The following is an 18,555-nucleotide window of genomic DNA, read 5'->3' as shown; positions in this document are numbered from 1 at the left end:
AATAATTTTAAAGTGAGTAGTTTGACAGTTATTCAGTAATTGGAAAATGCTCATTTATAAACGTACTTAATTGAGTCTGCAAGTCAACATTTGACTCTTGGTTCCAATCTCCGTGACCGCCATCAAAAATGGTAATACTGTTTGACACCATATGAGTAGTTAGTTCATTATGAAGTTTTTCTCCATTGCTTACCGGCACTAGAGGATCTTCATCTCCATAAAATAATATTGTGGGGCTACTTTGGTTTGTTACTTGAAGAGCAGGGCTTATGGCTTCGGCGTAATTGGTGTTTTCGGGATATGCCTCCTCATCAACCAGAGCAGCTAATAAGGCTTGAAAATTAGGGTTTTCTGAATAAAAAGGATCTGTAAAGTCTGTTGGTCCAACAATATTACATACCATTTTTACTTGATTGGTGGTGTCATAAACATAATCATATTGTAAAGCAATATGAGCACCAGCACTTGCTCCAATTAAACCGAATTTTGGTAAAATTTGAAGAGATTCACTATCCTCAGTTAATTTATTAAGTACTTTTTTCACATCTAAAAACTGATTGGGAAAAGCTGGAACCGATGGAGGATTGGCTAATACGTAATTAATGTTTACAATAGCATATTCTGGATGTTTAGCTTTTAGTAACGGAATATAATCATTCATAGAGTCTTTATCCCCTTGAATCCATCCACCACCGTGAATAAGTACGATTACTTTAGTTTTTTCTGAAGATCTACCTTCAGGCAAATATAAGTCATACACTTGTTGCGGATTATCACCATATGAAACATTGATACGAGTTGTTTCTGGCAGCGATTGAATTGCTTTTGAAGTTTCTTCCTCACTACAAGAAAGAAAAATAAGTGAAAAAACGATTATTAAAAAAGCTCTTTTCATTGAGGATAATTTGCTATTACAGATGATAACGGTGGTTACACAAATAGATTGTATTTTTAGAAAATAAAAGGGATGTTTATCCATATTAATTGTACTTATTTTCTTGACTTTATCAAGTAATAAAAGTATCTTTAAGTAACTAGAACTATTATTATGGCAGAGTTTATAAAATTATATGAAGAAAACCCAAACCCTAAGGATGTAAAGAAGGTAGTGAAGATAATAAAAGATGGAGGTTTGGTAATATATCCTAGTGATACAGTGTATGCCTTGGGGTGTGATATCACAAATAATAGAGCTCTTGAACGCGTAGCTCAACTGAAAGGAGTAAAACTTGAAAAAGCAAATTTTTCATTTGTGTGTGAAGATTTGAGTAATCTTTCAGATTATGTAAGGCAAATCAATACCTCTACTTTTAAAATACTGAAACGTGCATTACCCGGCCCTTATACTTTTATACTGCCTGGCAATAACAACTTGCCCACTGTTTTTAAAAAGAAAAAAGAAGTAGGAATACGTGTTCCTGATAACAATATTACTAGAGCAATCGTAAGAGAATTGGGTAATCCTATTGTTTCTACATCAATCAAGGATGAAGATGAGGTAATAGAATACACAACAGATCCAGAACTTATTTTTGAAAAATGGGAAAAACTTGTTGATGTAGTAATTGACGGAGGGTATGGAGATAATGTTCCATCAACTGTAATTGACTTAACAGGAGATGAACCTGAACTTATAAGAGAAGGGAAAGGAAGTTTAGAGATTTAGTTAGTTTTTAACAAGTGTTTTAATCCTATAAAAATACTTTGTTCTGCTGCGCTATACTCTCCATCTAGATAGAATAACTCTTTAATTCTCTTAAAAAGCAAATCTATTTCAGCTTCAGTGTAATTATATTTTTCAATAGTATATTCAATTTTTTGAATGCTCTCATAGTCGCTATCATTTTCAAATTCATTGTGAATTTTTTGATAATCGGCTTCACTAACTTTAGATTTTATGTAATCAATCTCTTCTTTGGTTTCTATAAAATCTGCGTGTGCACAGTACAGCAGTATGTATGCTTTTAATTCTTCTCGCGTCCAATTTGTTGAAATTCCCTCCATAATCAATTGTTGTTTTTTTGTTCAAATTCACTTAAACGCATATTGGTTTGTTTCTTTATTTTCTTTTTGAAAAAAGCTGTCCAACCCAATAAAAAACCTGTCATACCCATAGATTGCTTAGACCATTTGTAGAGGTTAAACCGGTCTAAATGATTTATAATTTTTCCGTCTTTAAATTTAAACTCGGCACTAATAACGTTGTGAACTTTTCTGTTTTTCTTTCCGAAGGTATAATAAGCTTCCCAATGAGCGACTCCTTTTTCTGGAGTGTATTCTATATGCGTTGTTTTAATTTTAAAATCTTTTCCTTTTTGTGAATTACATAGCATGCGCCACATATTTTTTGCTTTATCACCTCTAAGAACACCAAAAGCAGGGTCTTCAAATGTAACATCATCGTGATAGCACTCAATCATTTTTTCTGCATCAAGATGCTCAAATGCTTGGTAAAATTTTTCAATTATATTTTCTTCGGAATTCATAGGGTACACTAAGTTATATAAAAAAACCCGGCAATTTGCCGGGTTTTAATTTATTTTATGATTTACAAATCATTAGTTGATTTTAGGATCTTTAAGACCATCTTCAATCATACTATAGAATTGGTCAATTTTTGGTAATACCACAATTCTAGTTCTTCTGTTTTTAGCTTTACCATCTGCTGAATCATTACTAGCTACAGGAATATATTCTCCACGTCCACCGGCTGTCATACGAGCAGGAGCTACACCAAAGTCATCTTGTAATGTTCTCACAACTGCAGTTGCACGAAGTACACTTAAATCCCAGTTGTCTTTAATACAACCTGTGCTTATTGGGTCTGTATCTGTATGACCTTCTACTAAAAATTCAAAGTCTGGCTTGTTTTTAACAACTGTAGCAACTTTACCTAACACTTCACGTGCTCTAGTTGTGATTTGGTAACTACCACTACGGAATAATAACTTATCTGAAATATTCACATACACCACACCTTTTTCTACACTAATCTCGATATCTTCATCATCAAGGTTACCAATAGCTCCTTTTAAACTTTGAACTAATGCAAGATTTACTGAGTCACGACGTGTTACCGCATCTTGTAATTTACGTATTGTAAGGTCTTTTTCTTTTAAGCTTTCTAATGACTTTTCTAAGTTTTCAGCACCTTTTTTGGTTAAATCTGTAAAATCACCAATTTGTTTGATTAAATCACCATTGGTTGCATTTAGAGAAGCTACTTGGCTTTTAAGTGAATTATTTTGCGCTTCTAAACCAGATTTCTCTGAAAGACAATCGTTTAATTTAACGGTTGCAGTATTTAATAGATCTTGTGTTTTTTCTTGCTTATCTTGTAACTCGGCATATTTCTTTTTTGAAACACACGATGTGAAAACAAAAGCTGAGCAAGCTGCTAGAATCAATATTTTTTTCATAATTATAGTTGTTTAATTGTTGTTCAAAATTATTAAAAGGAAATATAGCTGTATAACGATTAACAATACTTTAAGTAAAATTTATCAGAGGTCGTTAAAATGTTTTTTGTTTAAAACAAAATACAACCATACAATTGATTTTTTATGATAATAATGTTGTTTTGAAGCGTGTATTTTTCTCTTTGTCAGAAACTTAAAAAAAAGAGAGTAAAAGCTTATGTGTGCTTTTAAAAGAGCAAAAATGTGGTTAAATTTTCCTTTCAGTAAAAACTGAAATGCTGCAAGAGCGTCCAAAATAAGTCTAAAAAAAAGAATAAAATAGACCTTTGATCCTGATGCATTTTTTAATAATGAAAGCAAAGTATTTCTAAAATTGAGAAACGTTTTTTTTGGGTTGCTGTTTTTTAATGTTGCACCACCTACATGATACACTGTTGAAGTACCAAAATAGTAAATTTGTTTGCCCTTATTTTGTAATCTCCAGCATAGATCAATCTCTTCTTGGTGTGCAAAATAGTCTTCATCAAAACCTCCAGCTTCTTGAAAAGCTTTATTTCTGATGAATAAACAAGCACCGCTTGCCCAAAATATAGGACGTGTATCATTGTACTGCCCTATATCTTTTTCTAGCGTATCAAAAATGCGTCCTCTGCAATAAGGATATCCAAAAAGATCAATAAACCCGCCTGCAGCTCCGGCATATTCAAAGTATTCTTTCCGGTTGTAATCTAGAATTTTTGGTTGTGCTGCGACAATATTTGAATTTTTTTCAAACCCTTTAATAATAGGGGTGAGCCAGTTTTTGGTAACAAGTACATCGCTATTAAGTAACACAAAAATATCTTCTTGCAATTGTTTTAAAGCATCGTTGTATCCTTTCGCATATCCACCATTTGTTGTATTTTGAATAACATTCACTTCTGGAAATGTTTCAGAAATAAAAGCTACAGAGTCATCTGTTGAAGCATTATCTGCAACATAAATAGTAGCCTCTTTTGAAAAAGCTATTACTTGTGGTAAAAACTGTTTTAATAAAGCTTTTCCGTTCCAATTTAATATGACTACAGCTACATTCACTCTTGCAAATTACGTGTTTTTTAATTGTTGGTAATAAAAGAAATTAAGTGTGTATAAAAAAAGCCGCTTAATATTTAAAGCGGCTTTTTATAAAAATATAGAGTGTTTTTAAATATCATCAAAACTTACATCTGTAAAACTAGATGCTGCAGATTCTCCATTGTTTGATACTTGCATAGTAGTATCATTTTCTTTTTTGTAATCTTTTTGATGACGTTCACTTATCACTTCTTCACCTTTCTCATCAATAATAAAATTTGTCATTTCTTCAAGGTTTTCTCTAAAATCTTGAAAATCTTCCTTGTAAAGATAAATTTTGTGTTTTTTGTAATGATAAGAACCGTCTTCGTTTGTAAACTTTTTACTTTCTGTAATTGTTAGGTAATAATCTCCGGCCTTTGTAGAACGCACGTCAAAAAAATAAGTACGTCTTCCGGCACGCATTACTTTAGAATTTATTTCCTCTTTCTCCATCGTATACTGGTCACTCATTAGTTTAGGTTTTGTTAATGTTTAGCCAAAAATCTAAAAAAAAATAAAATATGGCAAGTAAACCTTACATTTCTTTTTCTGAAAGTTGTTTTGCATACAGTTCTTTATAGTATCCTTCTTGGTTTACAAGTTGATTATGAGTGCCTTGCTGAATAATTTTTCCTTCGTCTAATACAATTATTTTATTGGCATTTTTAGCCGAAGAAATACGGTGACTCACAATTATTGTGGTTTTATCTTGAGAAATTTCGTGCAAATTTTGCAAAATTTCTTCCTCAGTTTCGGTGTCTACAGCTGAGAGACAATCATCAAACAACAATATTTGTGGATCTTTAATAATGGCTCGTGCAATAGAAACTCGTTGTTTTTGACCGCCACTTAATGTAATACCTCGCTCTCCCAAAACGGTATCATAACCTTTACTGAAACCTATAATATTTTTGTGTACAGCAGCTCTTTTGGCAGCCGTTATAACTTCAGTTTCATCTGCATCTTCTTTTCCAAAGCGAATGTTATTTTTAATACTATCACTAAATAAAAATGCGTCTTGTGGTACATAACCAATACTACTTCTTAAATTATCAAGGTTTAACTCTTTAATAGGCGTTTCATCTATCTTAATTATGCCTTTTTCTACATCATATAACCTACCTATAAGTTCAAGTATTGTAGATTTACCAGAGCCGGTGTGACCAATGATAGAAAGAGTTTCACCTGGGTTTACGGTAAAAGAGATATCTTTTAAAGCCGTGATATTTGTATCTGGATAGGTGTAAGACAGGTTTTCAAATGTGATTTTCCCTCGTATTGGGGTTTCTTTTGTGGTATGATTTTTTACACTAGGTTTTTCACTCAAAAACTCATTAATTCGTTTTTGTGAAGCTTCTGCTTGTTGTACCATTGAACTTACAAAACCTACAATTGCAACTGGCCAAGTGAGCATATTTACATAGATAAGAAACTCAACAATAGTTCCTACATCAATTTTACCATCAATAAATTGTTGACCACCTATATAAATAACTAATATGTTACTTATACCAATTAACAAAACCATAAGCGGAAAAAACAACGCTTGAATTTTTGCTAAATCAATATTTTTATCTCTACTACCTTCGGCTAGATTTGCAAAATTTCTATTGGTTCTAGGTTCAATACCGTAAGCCTTAATAACTGCAACACCACTGAAACTTTCTTGAGTGTATGAAGTTAATTTTGATAAATATTGTTGTACAACTGTACTTCGTTTATTAATGGCAATACTAAGCTTATACACCAAAACCGAAAGAATAGGTAATGGAGCAACTGCGTAAGCTGTTAAAACCGGGGCTGTATAAAACATATAACTTATAGCTACAATGAAGAGTGTGATGGTTGTTGTACTATACATAAGAGCAGGTCCTGCATACAATCGTACTTTTGAAACATCTTCACTTATACGGTTCATTAAATCACCGGTTCGGTTTTGTTTATAGAAGCTAAGAGAAAGTCTCTCATACTGTTTAAAAACTTCATTTTTTAAATCATATTCAATATATCTTGAAACAACAATAATTGTTTGTCGCATTAAAAAAGTAAAAAATGCCGATAATAATGTAGCTCCTAAAATCAATAAGATGTTTTCTAAAAGTTCGGCTTTTACAGAGGCAAAGTCTGAAATATCACCATTCAAGTATGCACGAACTACATTAACAGAGTCTCCTATTTTTTTAGGAACCACTATTTTAAAAATGGTAGCAGCAATGGTAATTAATAAGCCTAATAGTAAGCGACCACGGTATTTTATAAAAAACCGATTAAGATATTGTAGTTCTTTCATTTAAAGACAATACTATTTATTAATAAATTCTTCTTTTAGCGATTATTTCTTTGTTGGATTATCAATAAATCTTTATTTTTGCACGTCCTTTTTAGAGGATACTTAAAAACTTAAATTTATGGTAACTGAAGTAGTAAACACACAAGAACTTCAAAAAGTTGATCCCGTTTTTGGGCAGATGTCTTTTGACAATCACGAGCAAATCGTTTTTTGCAATGACAAAGATACAGGATTAAAAGCAATAATTGGTATTCACAATACGGTTTTAGGACCTGCATTAGGAGGTACACGTATGTGGCAATATACAAGCGAATGGGAAGCTTTAAATGATGTACTTCGCTTATCGCGAGGGATGACTTTTAAATCTGCAATCACAGGCCTAAACTTAGGAGGTGGAAAAGCAGTAATTATAGGAGATGCAAAAACGCAAAAAACTCCAGAATTAATGAAACGTTTTGGTGAGTTTGTACATTCTTTAAGCGGTAAATACATCACTGCTGAAGATATTGGAATGACCACCGGAGATATGGACTTAGTACGTTCAGTAACACCTTACGTAACAGGTATTTCTGAAACCTTAGGAGGTGCCGGAAACCCTTCGCCTATTACAGCATATGGTGTATTTATGGGTATGAAAGCTGCATCAAAATATGCTTTTGGAACAGATGTGCTAGAAGACAAAGTAGTTTACGTTCAAGGAATAGGAAATGTAGGTGAAGCCCTTGTAGAAAACCTTACCAATGAAGGTGCAAAAGTATATATCACAGATATTAACCAAGAACGTCTTGAAGAGGTACGCGATAAATACAGCGCAACAATTTATGAAGGTGACAATATTTATGCTGAAGAAATGGATATTTACGCACCTTGTGCTTTAGGAGCAACAGTTAATGATCAAACCATTAACCAGTTAAAAGCAAAAGTTATTGCAGGTGCTGCAAATAATCAGTTAGCCGAAGAGCAAAAGCACGGTTTGCAATTGCGCGAGAGAGGTATCGTTTACGCACCAGACTTTTTAATAAACGCAGGTGGAATTATAAATGTTTATGCTGAATTAGAAAATTACGGTCGTCAAGAAATCATCCGTAAGACAGAAAACATATACAACACAACACTTGAAATATTAAAAAATGCTGAGAGTAAAGATGTTACTACTCATCAAGCAGCTTTTGATATGGCAAACGCTAGAATCGCTGCTAGAAAAGAAAAAATGTAGTTTTTAACTATATTAAAATAGTATATTTGCAACGCACAAGAAATCACTTGTGCGTTGTTTATTTATAAATGTTCTTTACCTTAAAATATGCTCACAAGAAGACATATTAGAATCAAAGTTTTACAGTCGGTTTACGCTTTCTTTCAAAGTGAACACCAAGACCTAGACAAACAAGAAAAGTTTTTACTTTACAGTATAGACCAAATGCAAGATTTGTATCTTCTCATGCTACAATTGGTTGTAGAAGTAAAAAACCACGCCGAAGTCTATTTGCAAAAATCTCAACAAAAACACTTAGCTACAGCAGAAGAAAAAAATCCTAACAGAACGTTTGTTGATAACAAAGTGATTCAGCTTATTGAAGCAAACCCTGCTTTTCAAGAAGCACTTAAAAACAAAAAACTGAATTATTGGGAAAATGAAAGTGAATACGTAGCTATAATTTTTAATGAATTAAAAAAACAAGACTGGTATACCAAGTATATTTCAGATAAAGAAGCTACATACAAAGAAGATAAAGACTTTGTCGTAAAGCTTTACAAAGATGTCATTGCGCCCAATGAAAAGCTTTATGATTATCTTGAAGACAAACGTTTAACGTGGCTTGATGATTTTCCTTTGGTCAATACCGCAATTGTAAAAACACTATCAAAAATTTCAGAAAAAAATGCAAGCGAGACATTAATGCCATCGTTGTATAAAAATGAAGAAGATCGTGAATTTGCTTTAATATTACTTCGGAAGATAATTCTAAATAATGAAAAGCTTGACGCCGAAATTGATGGAAAAACACCCAATTGGGACAAAGATAGAATAGCAGATATTGATATGATTATCCTTAAAATAGGAATGGCCGAGTTTTTATACTTTCCGTCAATACCTGCAAGAGCAACTATTAATGAATGTCTAGAAATTTCAAAAGAATACTCAACGCCTAAGAGTAGTAGCTTTATAAATGGAATTTTGGACAAACTAGTAAAAGAATATACAAAGCAAGGTAAACTTAATAAAATAGGTCGCGGACTTCAATAAAAGTAAAAAATTAAGTACTTTAGCGGCGCTTAAACATAAAATATTTATCCTATGAAAAAATCAATTTTAATTCTAGCTGTACTTTCAGCTTTCGCTTTTACATCTTGTAAAGAAAAGGCTTCAGATAAAGTAAATGAAGAAAATGTTGCAGCAGCAGCAGATCGTGATGCAACTGCAGCAAAATTTCCGGTAATGTCATTTGAAAAAACTGAGTTTGACTTCGGGACAATACAAAAAGGAGAAAAAGTAGAACACTTATTCAAATTTACAAATACAGGTGATGCACCATTAGTAATTGTAAATGCAACAAGTAGCTGTGGATGTACTGTTCCTGAATACTCAAAAGAAGCGGTTGCTCCTGGAGAAGAAGGACAACTTTTAGTAAAGTATGATGGTAGTGGTACTAATCAAGTAAACAAAACTATTACTATCGTTGCCAATACTGAAAAAGGTAAGGAAACATTAAAAATTAAAGCTTTCGTTCAGCCTAAAGACGGAACTGGTAACTCAAATATGCTTAAAACAAGCTAAGAAATCTTAATTAAAGAATAGACTATTTTTATGGAACAAATTCAAGGCTTTCTCCCTATAATCTTATTATTTGCTGTGATGTATTTATTTTTAATACGTCCACAAATGAAAAAGCAAAAACAAGAAAAGAAATTTGCTCAAGAAATTAAAAAAGGAGACAAGGTAATTACCAAAAGCGGTTTACACGGTAAAATTTTAGACTTAAATGAAGACGGTACTTGTATTATTGAAACTGGTGCCGGCAAAATGAAATTTGAACGCTCTTCACTATCTATGGAATTAAGTGAAAAGTTAAATGCACCCGCAAAAAAAGATAAAAAATAGTTTATCAAGATTAATACCTAAAAAAACCGCAACCTAATTAAGTTGCGGTTTTTTTATACGCTAGATTGTGTCTAGTTTACTTTTTCTTTGCAACCAATTGGGTAATATTTACAATAACCTCAATAGCCTTTTGCATACTCTCAACAGGAACATACTCATAACGCCCGTGGAAGTTATGTCCTCCTGCAAAAATATTTGGACAAGGTAATCCTTTAAAACTTAATTGAGATCCGTCTGTTCCTCCTCGTATAGGTTTAATAAGAGGTTCTATATTGGCTTGTTTCATAGCTTCTTCAGCAACATCAACGATATGCATTATAGGTTCAATCTTTTCACGCATATTAAAATATTGATCTGAAATTTCAACAGTTACAACTTCTTTTTCGTGCTGTGCATTAATTTCATCTGCAAGCTTGACCATCATTTCTTTTCTGGCTTCAAAGTGATTTTTATCATGATCACGAATGATGTACTGTAATTTGGTGCTGTCTACCTCGCCATTTACACTATATAAATGAAAAAAGCCTTCCCGATTCTCGGTATGTTCTGGGGTTTCCATTCTAGGTAGAGAGTTAATATAGTCTGTAGCAATATACATGCTGTTGATCATTTTACCTTTTGCGTATCCCGGATGAACAATTTTACCTTTTACTGTAACTACAGCTCCTGCAGCATTAAAATTTTCGTATTCAAGTTCGCCAATTTGACTTCCATCCATCGTGTAGGCCCATTCTGCACCAAATTTTTCAACGTCAAATTTATGAGCTCCGCGACCTATCTCTTCATCGGGAGTAAAGCCAACTCGTATTTTTCCATGTTTAATTTCAGGGTTGTTTACCAAATATTCCATAGCTGAAACTATTTCGGCAATACCGGCTTTATCATCTGCTCCTAGTAAGGTTGTTCCATCTGTTGTGATGATGGTTTGTCCTTTGTATAATAATAAATCATCAAAGTCATCTGGAGATAATATAATATTTTCTTCAGCATTCAAAACAATGTCTTTTCCGTCGTAGTTTTCAACTATTTGAGGGTTAACATTGGCTCCTGTAAAATCTGGGGTTGTATCAAAATGAGAGATAAAACCTATCACAGGAACTTCGTGATCAACATTTGAAGGTAGCGTAGCCATTATGTAAGCGTTTTCGTCAATTGTTACATCTTCAAGACCAATACGTTTTAACTCATCAACCAAAGCATTGGCTAGGTTCCATTGTTTTTCTGTACTTGGAGTGGTGTTGCTCTCTGGATCACTTTCAGTATCTACTTTTACATAACTAAAAAAGCGATCAATAAGGTGTTGTTTTTCTATCATAATTTTACTTTTTCTCAATACTTGAGAGTATTTTTTCTCAAGAAATGATACCATCATCAATTTTTCCGGTAAAATTTCCTTGTAGCTTTACTATAAGGAATTTTGTTTTACAAATTAAAGCATATTGCAAATACTAATACCAAGTTTCTTGTTATTTTTGCCGAAGATTCTTTTCGCCTATGTATAAATCTATTATCCGTCCAATTCTTTTTCAGTTTGATCCAGAAAAAGTACATCATTTTACCTTTAAGTTAATCCGTTTTTTAAGCTCCATTGGCTTGGGTGGATTATTTAAAAGTCTTTATAAAATTGAAAATAAAGAGCTAGAGCGTGAGGTGTTTGGTTTAAAATTTCCAAATCCTGTTGGTCTTGCAGCAGGTTTTGATAAAGATGCAAAACTTTATAAAGAGCTTTCAAACTTCGGATTTGGCTTTATAGAAATAGGCACTGTAACGCCAAAACCACAACCTGGAAATCCTAAAAAACGATTGTTTAGGTTACAAAATGACAGTGCAATTATCAACCGAATGGGGTTCAATAACGGGGGAGTAGAAAATGCGGTTGAACGATTAAAAAGTAATACAGGAGTGCTTGTAGGCGGTAATATTGGTAAAAATAAAGTTACAGCAAATGATCAAGCCGTTGAGGATTATATTATTTGTTTTGAAGCTTTATTTGATTATGTAGATTACTTTGTAGTAAATGTGAGCTCGCCCAATACGCCCAATTTACGTGCCTTACAAGATAAAGAACCTTTGACGAGGTTGTTAAAAACCTTACAGCAGAAAAATGATTTAAAACCTAAGCGCAAGCCTATTTTATTAAAAATCGCTCCAGATTTAACTAATGAACAGTTATTAGATATTATCACCATTGTCGATCAAACTAAAATAGACGGAGTGATTGCTACCAATACTACCATTAACAGAGAAGGACTTATTTCAGAAAATAAATCTGAAATGGGAGGTTTGAGTGGTAAACCTTTAGCAAATCGCGCTACAGAAGTAATTAGATTTCTTTCAGAAAAAAGTAATAAAGCATTTCCTATCATTGGAGTAGGGGGAATCCATACCTCACAAGATGCTATAGAAAAACTAGAAGCCGGTGCGAGCTTGGTACAAATTTATACTGGTTTTATTTATGAAGGTCCTCAATTGATTAAGCAAATTAATGAAGCTATTTTGAAAAATTAATTTATGCTAGAAAACCTACTTTCATTTTCTTTAGCAACTATAGCTTTGGCGTTTTCACCCGGACCCGATAATATTTACGTACTTACTCAATCGCTAGTGAATGGTGTAAAAAGCGGTATCGCTACCACAGCAGGTTTAATAAGTGGATGTATTGTTCATACTACTTTGTTAGCTTTTGGGGTTTCAGCAATTATTACCACGTCAAATACTATTTTCTATGGAATTAAAGTGCTAGGTGCTATTTACTTACTTTATCTAGCCTTTGTGGTTTTTAAAAGTGATGCAAATGTTTCAATTCCTACTTCTTCTGAAGATGAAAAAACCAAAACACCTACTAAAAGTTATCTCCAGCTTTACAAACAAGGGTTTATTATGAATTTGGTAAACCCCAAAGTAATGATTTTCTTTTTAGCCTTTTTTCCTGCTTTTCTTTGGAACGAAACCGAAAACACAGTTTTGCAGTTTTATGTTTTGGGCGCTTTGTTTATGATAGTTTCATTCTTAGTTTTTAGTTTTATATCGATTTTGGCAGGTAAAATTTCAACATATATTTTAAAATATAAATCAATAGGGATGGTATTAAAATGGCTTCAAATCATTGTTTTTGTAGGCATTGCCATATTTATTTTACTGCCTTAATTTGAAAGTTAAAAATCCTTAAGATTGGTTGTTAAAATCTAGTATCTTTGAGGTAATGCAAAAAGTAAAACTCATAGAGTGTCCTCGAGACGCAATGCAAGGAATAAAAGATTGGATTCCAACAGAAAAGAAAGTACAGTATATTCAATCGCTGTTACGGTGTGGTTTTGATACGATAGATTTTGGAAGTTTTGTTTCTCCAAAGGCAATTCCGCAGATGAAAGATACAGCCGAAGTGCTTTCAAAACTAGATTTATCTACTACAGAAAGTAAATTACTGTCAATTGTTGCAAATGTTCGAGGTGCCGAAGATGCCGTCAAACACCCTGAAATAGGCTACTTAGGTTATCCTTTTTCTATTTCAGAAAACTTTCAAATGCGTAATACGCATAAAACAATTGCACAATCCATTGATATTTTGAAAGAAATTCTTAATTTGGCTATAGCAAACGATAAACAAGTAGTTGCTTATTTATCAATGGGTTTTGGTAATCCTTACGGAGACCCATGGAATGTTGAGATTGTTGCAGAATGGACAGAAAAGTTATCTGCCATGGGTGTAAAAATCTTATCATTGAGTGATACGGTAGGCTCCTCAACACCCGATATCATTGACTATTTGTTTTCAAATTTGATTCCCCATTATCCCCATATAGAGTTTGGAGCTCATTTACATACAACCCCCGCCAAGTGGCATGAAAAAATAGATGCTGCATACAAGGCTGGTTGTTATAGGTTTGACGGTGCCATACAGGGTTTTGGAGGATGTCCTATGGCAAAAGACGAATTAACAGGAAATATGCCGACAGAGAAAATGTTAAGTTATTTCACTACTGAAAAAGCTGATTGTAATGTAAATCCTATGGCATTTGAAAGTGCCCATAATGAAGCAACTAAAATATTCAGTAAATATCATTAAGATGAAACGAATACTTTTACTACCTGTTTTTGCATTCTTTTTTCTATTGTACGGTTGTGCGCTTTTAGAGCCAATACCCGAAGAACCCTTTTACGGGGATGGAATAGTCACAGTTAAATTTTTACAAGTTAACGATGTCTATGAAATTGCTCCTTTACAAGGGGGTAAATACGGCGGAATGGCACGCGTAGCATATGTGAGAGACTCCATTAAAGAGCGAAATCCCAATACATTTCTGTTTATGGCTGGAGATTTTCTCAATCCATCATTGTTAGGAAATCTAAAAAAAGATGGTGAACGCATACGAGGTAAGCAAATGGTTGAAGTAATGAATGCAGTAGGGTTTGACCTTGTTACTTTTGGTAATCATGAATTTGATCTTACTGAAGAAGAACTTCAACAACGCCTTAACGAATCTACTTTTCCTTGGGTTTCATCAAATGTGTTGCACGTAACTCCAGACGGTGCCAAACGCCCTTTTGAAACAAAATTAGAAATGGGATATGAACCTATTTCAGAATATAAAACACTTTTTGTAAAAGATTCACTAGGAAATGAAGTGCGGTTTGGTTTTATAGGTGTGACATTAGATTCAAACCCAAAGGAATACGTTCACTACGGAAATGTTTACAAAGAAGCTAAGAGAGCTTATGATTTGGTATATCCAAAAGTAGATTTTGTTATAGGGTTAACCCACTTAGAAATTGATCAAGATGTTCAGCTTGCCAGAGAATTACCAGAAATTCCATTAATTATGGGAGGTCACGAGCACGTAAGTAACCTACAAAGAGAAGGGAATACGGTAATTGCAAAGGCAGATGCAAATGCCATCTCAATGTACATACATACATTGGTTTACAACTTGCGTACACAGGTTTTATATGTAAATTCAAAAATCTTATACTTAGATGAAAAAATACCATTACAATCAAATGTTGAGCGAGTGGTAAATAAATGGAATGAAGTTTTAGATTCTGAACTTTCAAAAGTGATACCTAATACAAATGAAGTAGTTTATAGACCCAAAACACCTCTTGACGGTACAGATAGTGCTAATAGAAGCATTCAAACCAATCTAGGAGATCGCGTTACAGAAGCAATGGCATTTGCATACAATTATAATGTAGATGCAGCAATTGTTAATGGAGGTTCATTTAGAGTAGATGACATGCTTCAAGGTGATTTGACAAGTGTTGATATATTTAGGGTTTTACCATTTGGAGGAACTGTGCTTAAAGTTGATATGAAAGGCGATTTGCTCAAAGAAGTTTTAGACTATGGTAAATCTCAACGTGGCAATGGAGCTTATTTACAACGGTATAAAATTGAAGAAAGTTCTTCAGGATGGTTAATAGCAGGAAAACCTATAAACTACAAAAAAACTTATACCATTGCCGTAAGTGACTTTTTGTTAAAAGGTCTTGATATTCCCTTTTTAACACCAAAAAATAGTGGAATTGTAAAAATTTACGAACCTAAAGAAACGGAGTTAGCTTCAGATATTAGAAAAGCAGTAATAGCATATTTAAAATCCATTTAGAAAATATCATTTTCAGGTATGAAAATAGTAAAGTATATACTTCAAGGATTATTGGTTATTCTAATAATTCTTCAATTTATAAGACCTGAAAAAAACACTAATGGATACGAGAGTATTTCAGAATTTGAAACTGAAACAAAACCCTCTTCAGATGTGTCATTAATTTTAAAAGAAAACTGCTACAATTGCCACAGCAATCATACAGAATATCCATGGTATGCAGAGATAGCTCCCATTTCTTTCTTTATAAATGAGCATATCAATCACGGAAAATCACATTTTAACGTTTCTGAATGGAATACTTATTCAGCCAAGAAAAAAGATCGAAAAATAGAAGAGTTGGTAGAAATGGTTGAGAAAGAAGAAATGCCTTTAAATTCTTATAAGCTACTACATGGAGATATGTCTGAAAACGAACAAAAACTACTACTACAATGGGCAGGTTTGGTTCGTTTACAGTACAAATCTCAATTAAAAGTTTCTATTGCTTATTAATACATTTATGCATTAGCCTGTTGAGGAGCCCAAGCTGCACATAACATTCCAGGTGCTGCCTTATCAGGGTTTGCACAATCACTTTCTTGATAACGTGAACAAGTTACACAGTTTCGCTCGTCGTTAAGCTTTGCTTTCATTTCAAAATTGTCACAAGTGTAATGAGTATTAACCATCACTTTATGAATAGCGCAAATATTGCCATCCATCAAATTATCACAATTTATACAGTTGTTTGCTAGTCTAATTGCCATAGTATTTCTTTTTTAATTTACTTAAAAGTACAGATGCTTTGTTTTAGAAACAATTTAAATAGCTGTTTTGCTGTGTTTTATTTTTAGATTGAATAAAAATAAAAGCCACATTTACCTTAGTTGAACTCAACTTTTAATCGTATATTTGCACGCAATTAAACGGTAACTAATTTCCGGTTTCTTCGGAATAAAAATTTAATTGCAATGACCGCACACGACACAAAAATTCTAGGTGAAGGACTTACATATGATGATGTACTTTTAGTACCAGCATATTCAGAAGTACTTCCAAGAGAAGTTTCAATAGAAACTAAATTTTCAAAAAATATTTCGCTTAATGTACCTATCGTATCTGCTGCTATGGATACTGTAACCGAAAGCGCTATGGCTATTGCAATTGCTAGAGAAGGAGGTATAGGAGTTTTGCATAAAAGCATGTCAATAGAACAACAAGCCGCAGAAGTAAGAAAGGTAAAACGTGCCGAAAGTGGAATGATTCTAGACCCTGTTACTCTAAAGAAAACAGCTACTGTAGGTGATGCCCAAGCCACCATGAAAGAATACAGCATTGGCGGAATTCCTATAACCGATGATAATGGAAAATTAATAGGTATAGTAACCAATCGTGACTTGCGTTTTGAAAAAAACTATGAAAGAAAACTTGAAGAAGTAATGACTTCTGAAAACTTAGTCACAGTAGGTAAAGGAACATCATTAAAAGATGCCGAAATAATTTTACAAGAAAATAAAATTGAAAAATTACCGGTAGTTGAAAAAGACGGTACATTACTTGGTCTTATTACATTTAGAGATATTACCAAACTTACTCAAAAACCCACAGCCAATAAAGATCAATACGGAAGACTGCGAGTAGCTGCTGCTCTTGGGGTTACAGCAGATGCGGTAGATAGAGCAGAAGCATTGGTTAATGCACAGGTAGATGCTGTTATAATTGATACAGCTCACGGTCATACTAAAGGAGTTGTTACTGTTTTAAAAGAAGTAAAAAAGAATTTTCCACAACTTGATGTAGTCGTTGGTAATATTGCAACTCCAGAAGCTGCCAAATATTTAGTAGATGCCGGTGCCGATGCTGTTAAAGTAGGTATAGGTCCAGGTTCAATTTGTACCACTCGAGTAGTCGCAGGAGTTGGATTTCCACAATTTTCAGCAGTATTAGAAGTAGCTGCTGCTTTAAAAGGAAGTTGTATTCCTGTAATTGCAGACGGAGGTATTAGATACACAGGAGATATACCCAAAGCTTTGGCTGCTGGTGCAGATTGTGTAATGTTAGGATCTCTATTAGCAGGAACCAAGGAGTCACCTGGAGAAACAATCATTTATGAAGGAAGAAAGTTTAAATCATATAGAGGAATGGGTAGTGTTGAGGCTATGAATAAAGGCTCAAAGGATCGTTATTTCCAAGATGTTGAAGATGATATTAAAAAATTAGTTCCTGAAGGTATTGTAGGTCGTGTTCCTTATAAAGGTGAATTGGTTGAGAGTATGACGCAATTTATTGGTGGTTTAAGGGCCGGTATGGGATATTGTGGAGCTAACTCGATTGAAGCATTAAAAGAAAATGGAAAGTTTGTAAAAATAACTTCTTCAGGAATTCATGAAAGCCATCCGCACGATGTTACCATAACAAAAGAAGCGCCAAATTATTCTAGATAATTTGACGCTTCAATAAAGTTATTTTATACGTATTACTCTTCTTCTGTTACAGTTATGCCTAATTCTTTTAAAACTAAAAGAGTTACATCATAATCATTACTGTAATAAGCAAGGGAAGAGTTTGCTGTTAAAATTTGGGTATATCCCTCTGCTTCAGCTACCTTATCCAAAGCTTCTCCTATTTTTGTATATAAAGGACGCATTTTTTCATCACGGTTAATGCTTATAAGCTTAGAGCCGTTTTGCTGAAATTTTGCTATGTCATTTTCAGCATCAATAATTTCTTGTTGTTTTTCCTTTTTTTGTTCTTCTGTAAGGCTTGCTTCAGAAGTTTTGTAAGCGTCTATTTTTGCTTGATATTCGGTTACCTTTTTTTGAAGATCTGTATCTAGCTTAGTGCCGTATTCTTCAACTTGTTTTTTTACGGTTTCAAGCTCTGGCATTTTTGAGATTATATAATCTACATTAATAGTTCCTACTTTAGTTTGCGAAAATCCTGATAAGCAAACAAATAGAAAAAGTACATTTAAATATTTCATTCCTTTTTTTGTTTTATAGTGTGGTGTAAAACTACATAAATTCTAGATAAAGACTTAAAAATAAAGACTATGTT

At 33.3% G+C, this 18,555-nt stretch carries 21 protein-coding genes; 11 read left to right on the top strand and 10 right to left on the bottom strand.

From position 1 onward, the window contains the following. Window positions 1-28: 28 nt before the first annotated feature. The gene (locus tag INR76_RS13100; RefSeq protein WP_223108403.1) at window positions 29-895 is read right to left on the bottom strand and encodes an alpha/beta hydrolase; all 867 of its coding nucleotides are present in this window, start codon (window positions 893-895) and stop codon (window positions 29-31) included. A 153-nt stretch (window positions 896-1,048) separates the two neighbouring features. Between INR76_RS13100 and INR76_RS13095 the strand changes: the two genes are divergently transcribed. Continuing rightward, the gene (locus INR76_RS13095; protein WP_223108402.1) at window positions 1,049-1,666 is read left to right on the top strand and encodes an L-threonylcarbamoyladenylate synthase; all 618 of its coding nucleotides are present in this window, start codon (window positions 1,049-1,051) and stop codon (window positions 1,664-1,666) included. Here INR76_RS13095 and INR76_RS13090 read toward each other — a convergent pair. From INR76_RS13090 to INR76_RS13065, 6 genes are all read right to left on the bottom strand, one after another. Then, the gene (locus INR76_RS13090) at window positions 1,663-2,004 is read right to left on the bottom strand and encodes a hypothetical protein (protein WP_223108401.1); all 342 of its coding nucleotides are present in this window, start codon (window positions 2,002-2,004) and stop codon (window positions 1,663-1,665) included. The two genes, INR76_RS13095 and INR76_RS13090, sit on opposite strands and share 4 nt — an antisense overlap. A 2-nt stretch (window positions 2,005-2,006) precedes the next feature. Then, window positions 2,007-2,486, bottom strand: coding sequence for a nuclear transport factor 2 family protein (locus tag INR76_RS13085; RefSeq protein ID WP_223108400.1), 480 nt, complete (start codon window positions 2,484-2,486; stop codon window positions 2,007-2,009). Between the two features lie 72 nt (window positions 2,487-2,558). Next, window positions 2,559-3,419, bottom strand: coding sequence for an OmpA family protein (locus INR76_RS13080; RefSeq protein ID WP_223108399.1), 861 nt, complete (start codon window positions 3,417-3,419; stop codon window positions 2,559-2,561). Window positions 3,420-3,503: 84 nt separating this feature from the next. Then, window positions 3,504-4,496 (bottom strand): glycosyltransferase family 2 protein, encoded by a 993-nt coding sequence (locus tag INR76_RS13075; RefSeq protein ID WP_223108398.1) that lies wholly within the window; start codon window positions 4,494-4,496, stop codon window positions 3,504-3,506. A 108-nt stretch (window positions 4,497-4,604) separates the two neighbouring features. After that, entirely contained in the window at window positions 4,605-4,988 is a 384-nt protein-coding gene (locus INR76_RS13070) for a PUR family DNA/RNA-binding protein (RefSeq protein WP_223108397.1), read from the bottom strand. A gap of 64 nt (window positions 4,989-5,052) precedes the next feature. Continuing rightward, entirely contained in the window at window positions 5,053-6,807 is a 1,755-nt protein-coding gene (locus INR76_RS13065; RefSeq protein WP_223108396.1) for an ABC transporter ATP-binding protein, read from the bottom strand. 118 nt (window positions 6,808-6,925) lie between these two features. On the opposite strand from INR76_RS13065, the gene INR76_RS13060 reads away from it, so the two are divergent. The 4 genes from INR76_RS13060 (at window position 6,926) to yajC (ending at window position 9,910) form a co-directional block, all read left to right on the top strand. Next, window positions 6,926-8,023 carry a Glu/Leu/Phe/Val dehydrogenase gene (locus tag INR76_RS13060; RefSeq protein ID WP_223108395.1) on the top strand — a complete coding sequence of 366 codons (1,098 nt, stop codon included), beginning with the start codon at window positions 6,926-6,928 and terminating at the stop codon, window positions 8,021-8,023. An 87-nt stretch (window positions 8,024-8,110) separates the two neighbouring features. Next, the gene (gene nusB / locus INR76_RS13055; RefSeq protein WP_223108394.1) at window positions 8,111-9,055 is read left to right on the top strand and encodes a transcription antitermination factor NusB; all 945 of its coding nucleotides are present in this window, start codon (window positions 8,111-8,113) and stop codon (window positions 9,053-9,055) included. A 51-nt stretch (window positions 9,056-9,106) separates the two neighbouring features. Further along, complete coding sequence (locus INR76_RS13050; protein WP_223108393.1) at window positions 9,107-9,586, top strand: DUF1573 domain-containing protein; 480 nt, start codon at window positions 9,107-9,109, stop codon at window positions 9,584-9,586. Between the two features lie 30 nt (window positions 9,587-9,616). Next, window positions 9,617-9,910 carry a preprotein translocase subunit YajC gene (gene yajC, locus INR76_RS13045; protein WP_223108392.1) on the top strand — a complete coding sequence of 98 codons (294 nt, stop codon included), beginning with the start codon at window positions 9,617-9,619 and terminating at the stop codon, window positions 9,908-9,910. Window positions 9,911-9,986: 76 nt separating this feature from the next. Here the strand turns inward: yajC and pepT are convergent, their stop codons facing one another. Further along, window positions 9,987-11,225, bottom strand: a complete 1,239-nt coding sequence (pepT, locus tag INR76_RS13040) for a peptidase T (protein ID WP_223108391.1) — start codon at window positions 11,223-11,225, stop codon at window positions 9,987-9,989. A 179-nt stretch (window positions 11,226-11,404) separates the two neighbouring features. Between pepT and INR76_RS13035 the strand changes: the two genes are divergently transcribed. Genes INR76_RS13035 through INR76_RS13015 form a run of 5 tightly spaced genes read left to right on the top strand, consistent with a single transcriptional unit; the run spans window position 11,405 to window position 16,011 of the window. Next, complete coding sequence (locus tag INR76_RS13035; protein ID WP_223108390.1) at window positions 11,405-12,418, top strand: quinone-dependent dihydroorotate dehydrogenase; 1,014 nt, start codon at window positions 11,405-11,407, stop codon at window positions 12,416-12,418. A 3-nt stretch (window positions 12,419-12,421) separates the two neighbouring features. Continuing rightward, the gene (locus INR76_RS13030) at window positions 12,422-13,057 is read left to right on the top strand and encodes a LysE family translocator (protein ID WP_223108389.1); all 636 of its coding nucleotides are present in this window, start codon (window positions 12,422-12,424) and stop codon (window positions 13,055-13,057) included. Window positions 13,058-13,112: 55 nt separating this feature from the next. Further along, window positions 13,113-13,976: a hydroxymethylglutaryl-CoA lyase gene (locus INR76_RS13025; protein WP_223108388.1), complete on the top strand. Its 864-nt coding sequence runs from the start codon at window positions 13,113-13,115 to the stop codon at window positions 13,974-13,976. A gap of 1 nt (window position 13,977) precedes the next feature. After that, complete coding sequence (locus tag INR76_RS13020) at window positions 13,978-15,516, top strand: bifunctional UDP-sugar hydrolase/5'-nucleotidase (RefSeq protein WP_223108387.1); 1,539 nt, start codon at window positions 13,978-13,980, stop codon at window positions 15,514-15,516. An 18-nt stretch (window positions 15,517-15,534) separates the two neighbouring features. Beyond that, window positions 15,535-16,011, top strand: coding sequence for a heme-binding domain-containing protein (locus tag INR76_RS13015; protein WP_223108386.1), 477 nt, complete (start codon window positions 15,535-15,537; stop codon window positions 16,009-16,011). Between the two features lie 5 nt (window positions 16,012-16,016). Here the strand turns inward: INR76_RS13015 and INR76_RS13010 are convergent, their stop codons facing one another. Next, entirely contained in the window at window positions 16,017-16,265 is a 249-nt protein-coding gene (locus INR76_RS13010) for a hypothetical protein (RefSeq protein WP_223108385.1), read from the bottom strand. Window positions 16,266-16,469: 204 nt separating this feature from the next. Here INR76_RS13010 and guaB point away from each other — a divergent pair, with 204 nt between their 5' ends. Continuing rightward, on the top strand, window positions 16,470-17,942 hold the full coding sequence (gene guaB / locus INR76_RS13005) for an IMP dehydrogenase (RefSeq protein ID WP_223108384.1): 1,473 nt from the start codon (window positions 16,470-16,472) through the stop codon (window positions 17,940-17,942). 32 nt (window positions 17,943-17,974) lie between these two features. Here guaB and INR76_RS13000 read toward each other — a convergent pair whose 3' ends face one another. Next, complete coding sequence (locus INR76_RS13000; protein ID WP_223108383.1) at window positions 17,975-18,481, bottom strand: OmpH family outer membrane protein; 507 nt, start codon at window positions 18,479-18,481, stop codon at window positions 17,975-17,977. Window positions 18,482-18,555: the final 74 nt, after the last annotated feature.

The sequence above is a fragment of the Marixanthomonas sp. SCSIO 43207 genome, assembly GCF_019904255.1.
Taxonomy (GTDB): domain Bacteria; phylum Bacteroidota; class Bacteroidia; order Flavobacteriales; family Flavobacteriaceae; genus Marixanthomonas.
The sequence above is the reverse complement of the archived record's forward strand: the minus strand, read 5'-3'. Positions and strand labels throughout refer to the sequence as shown.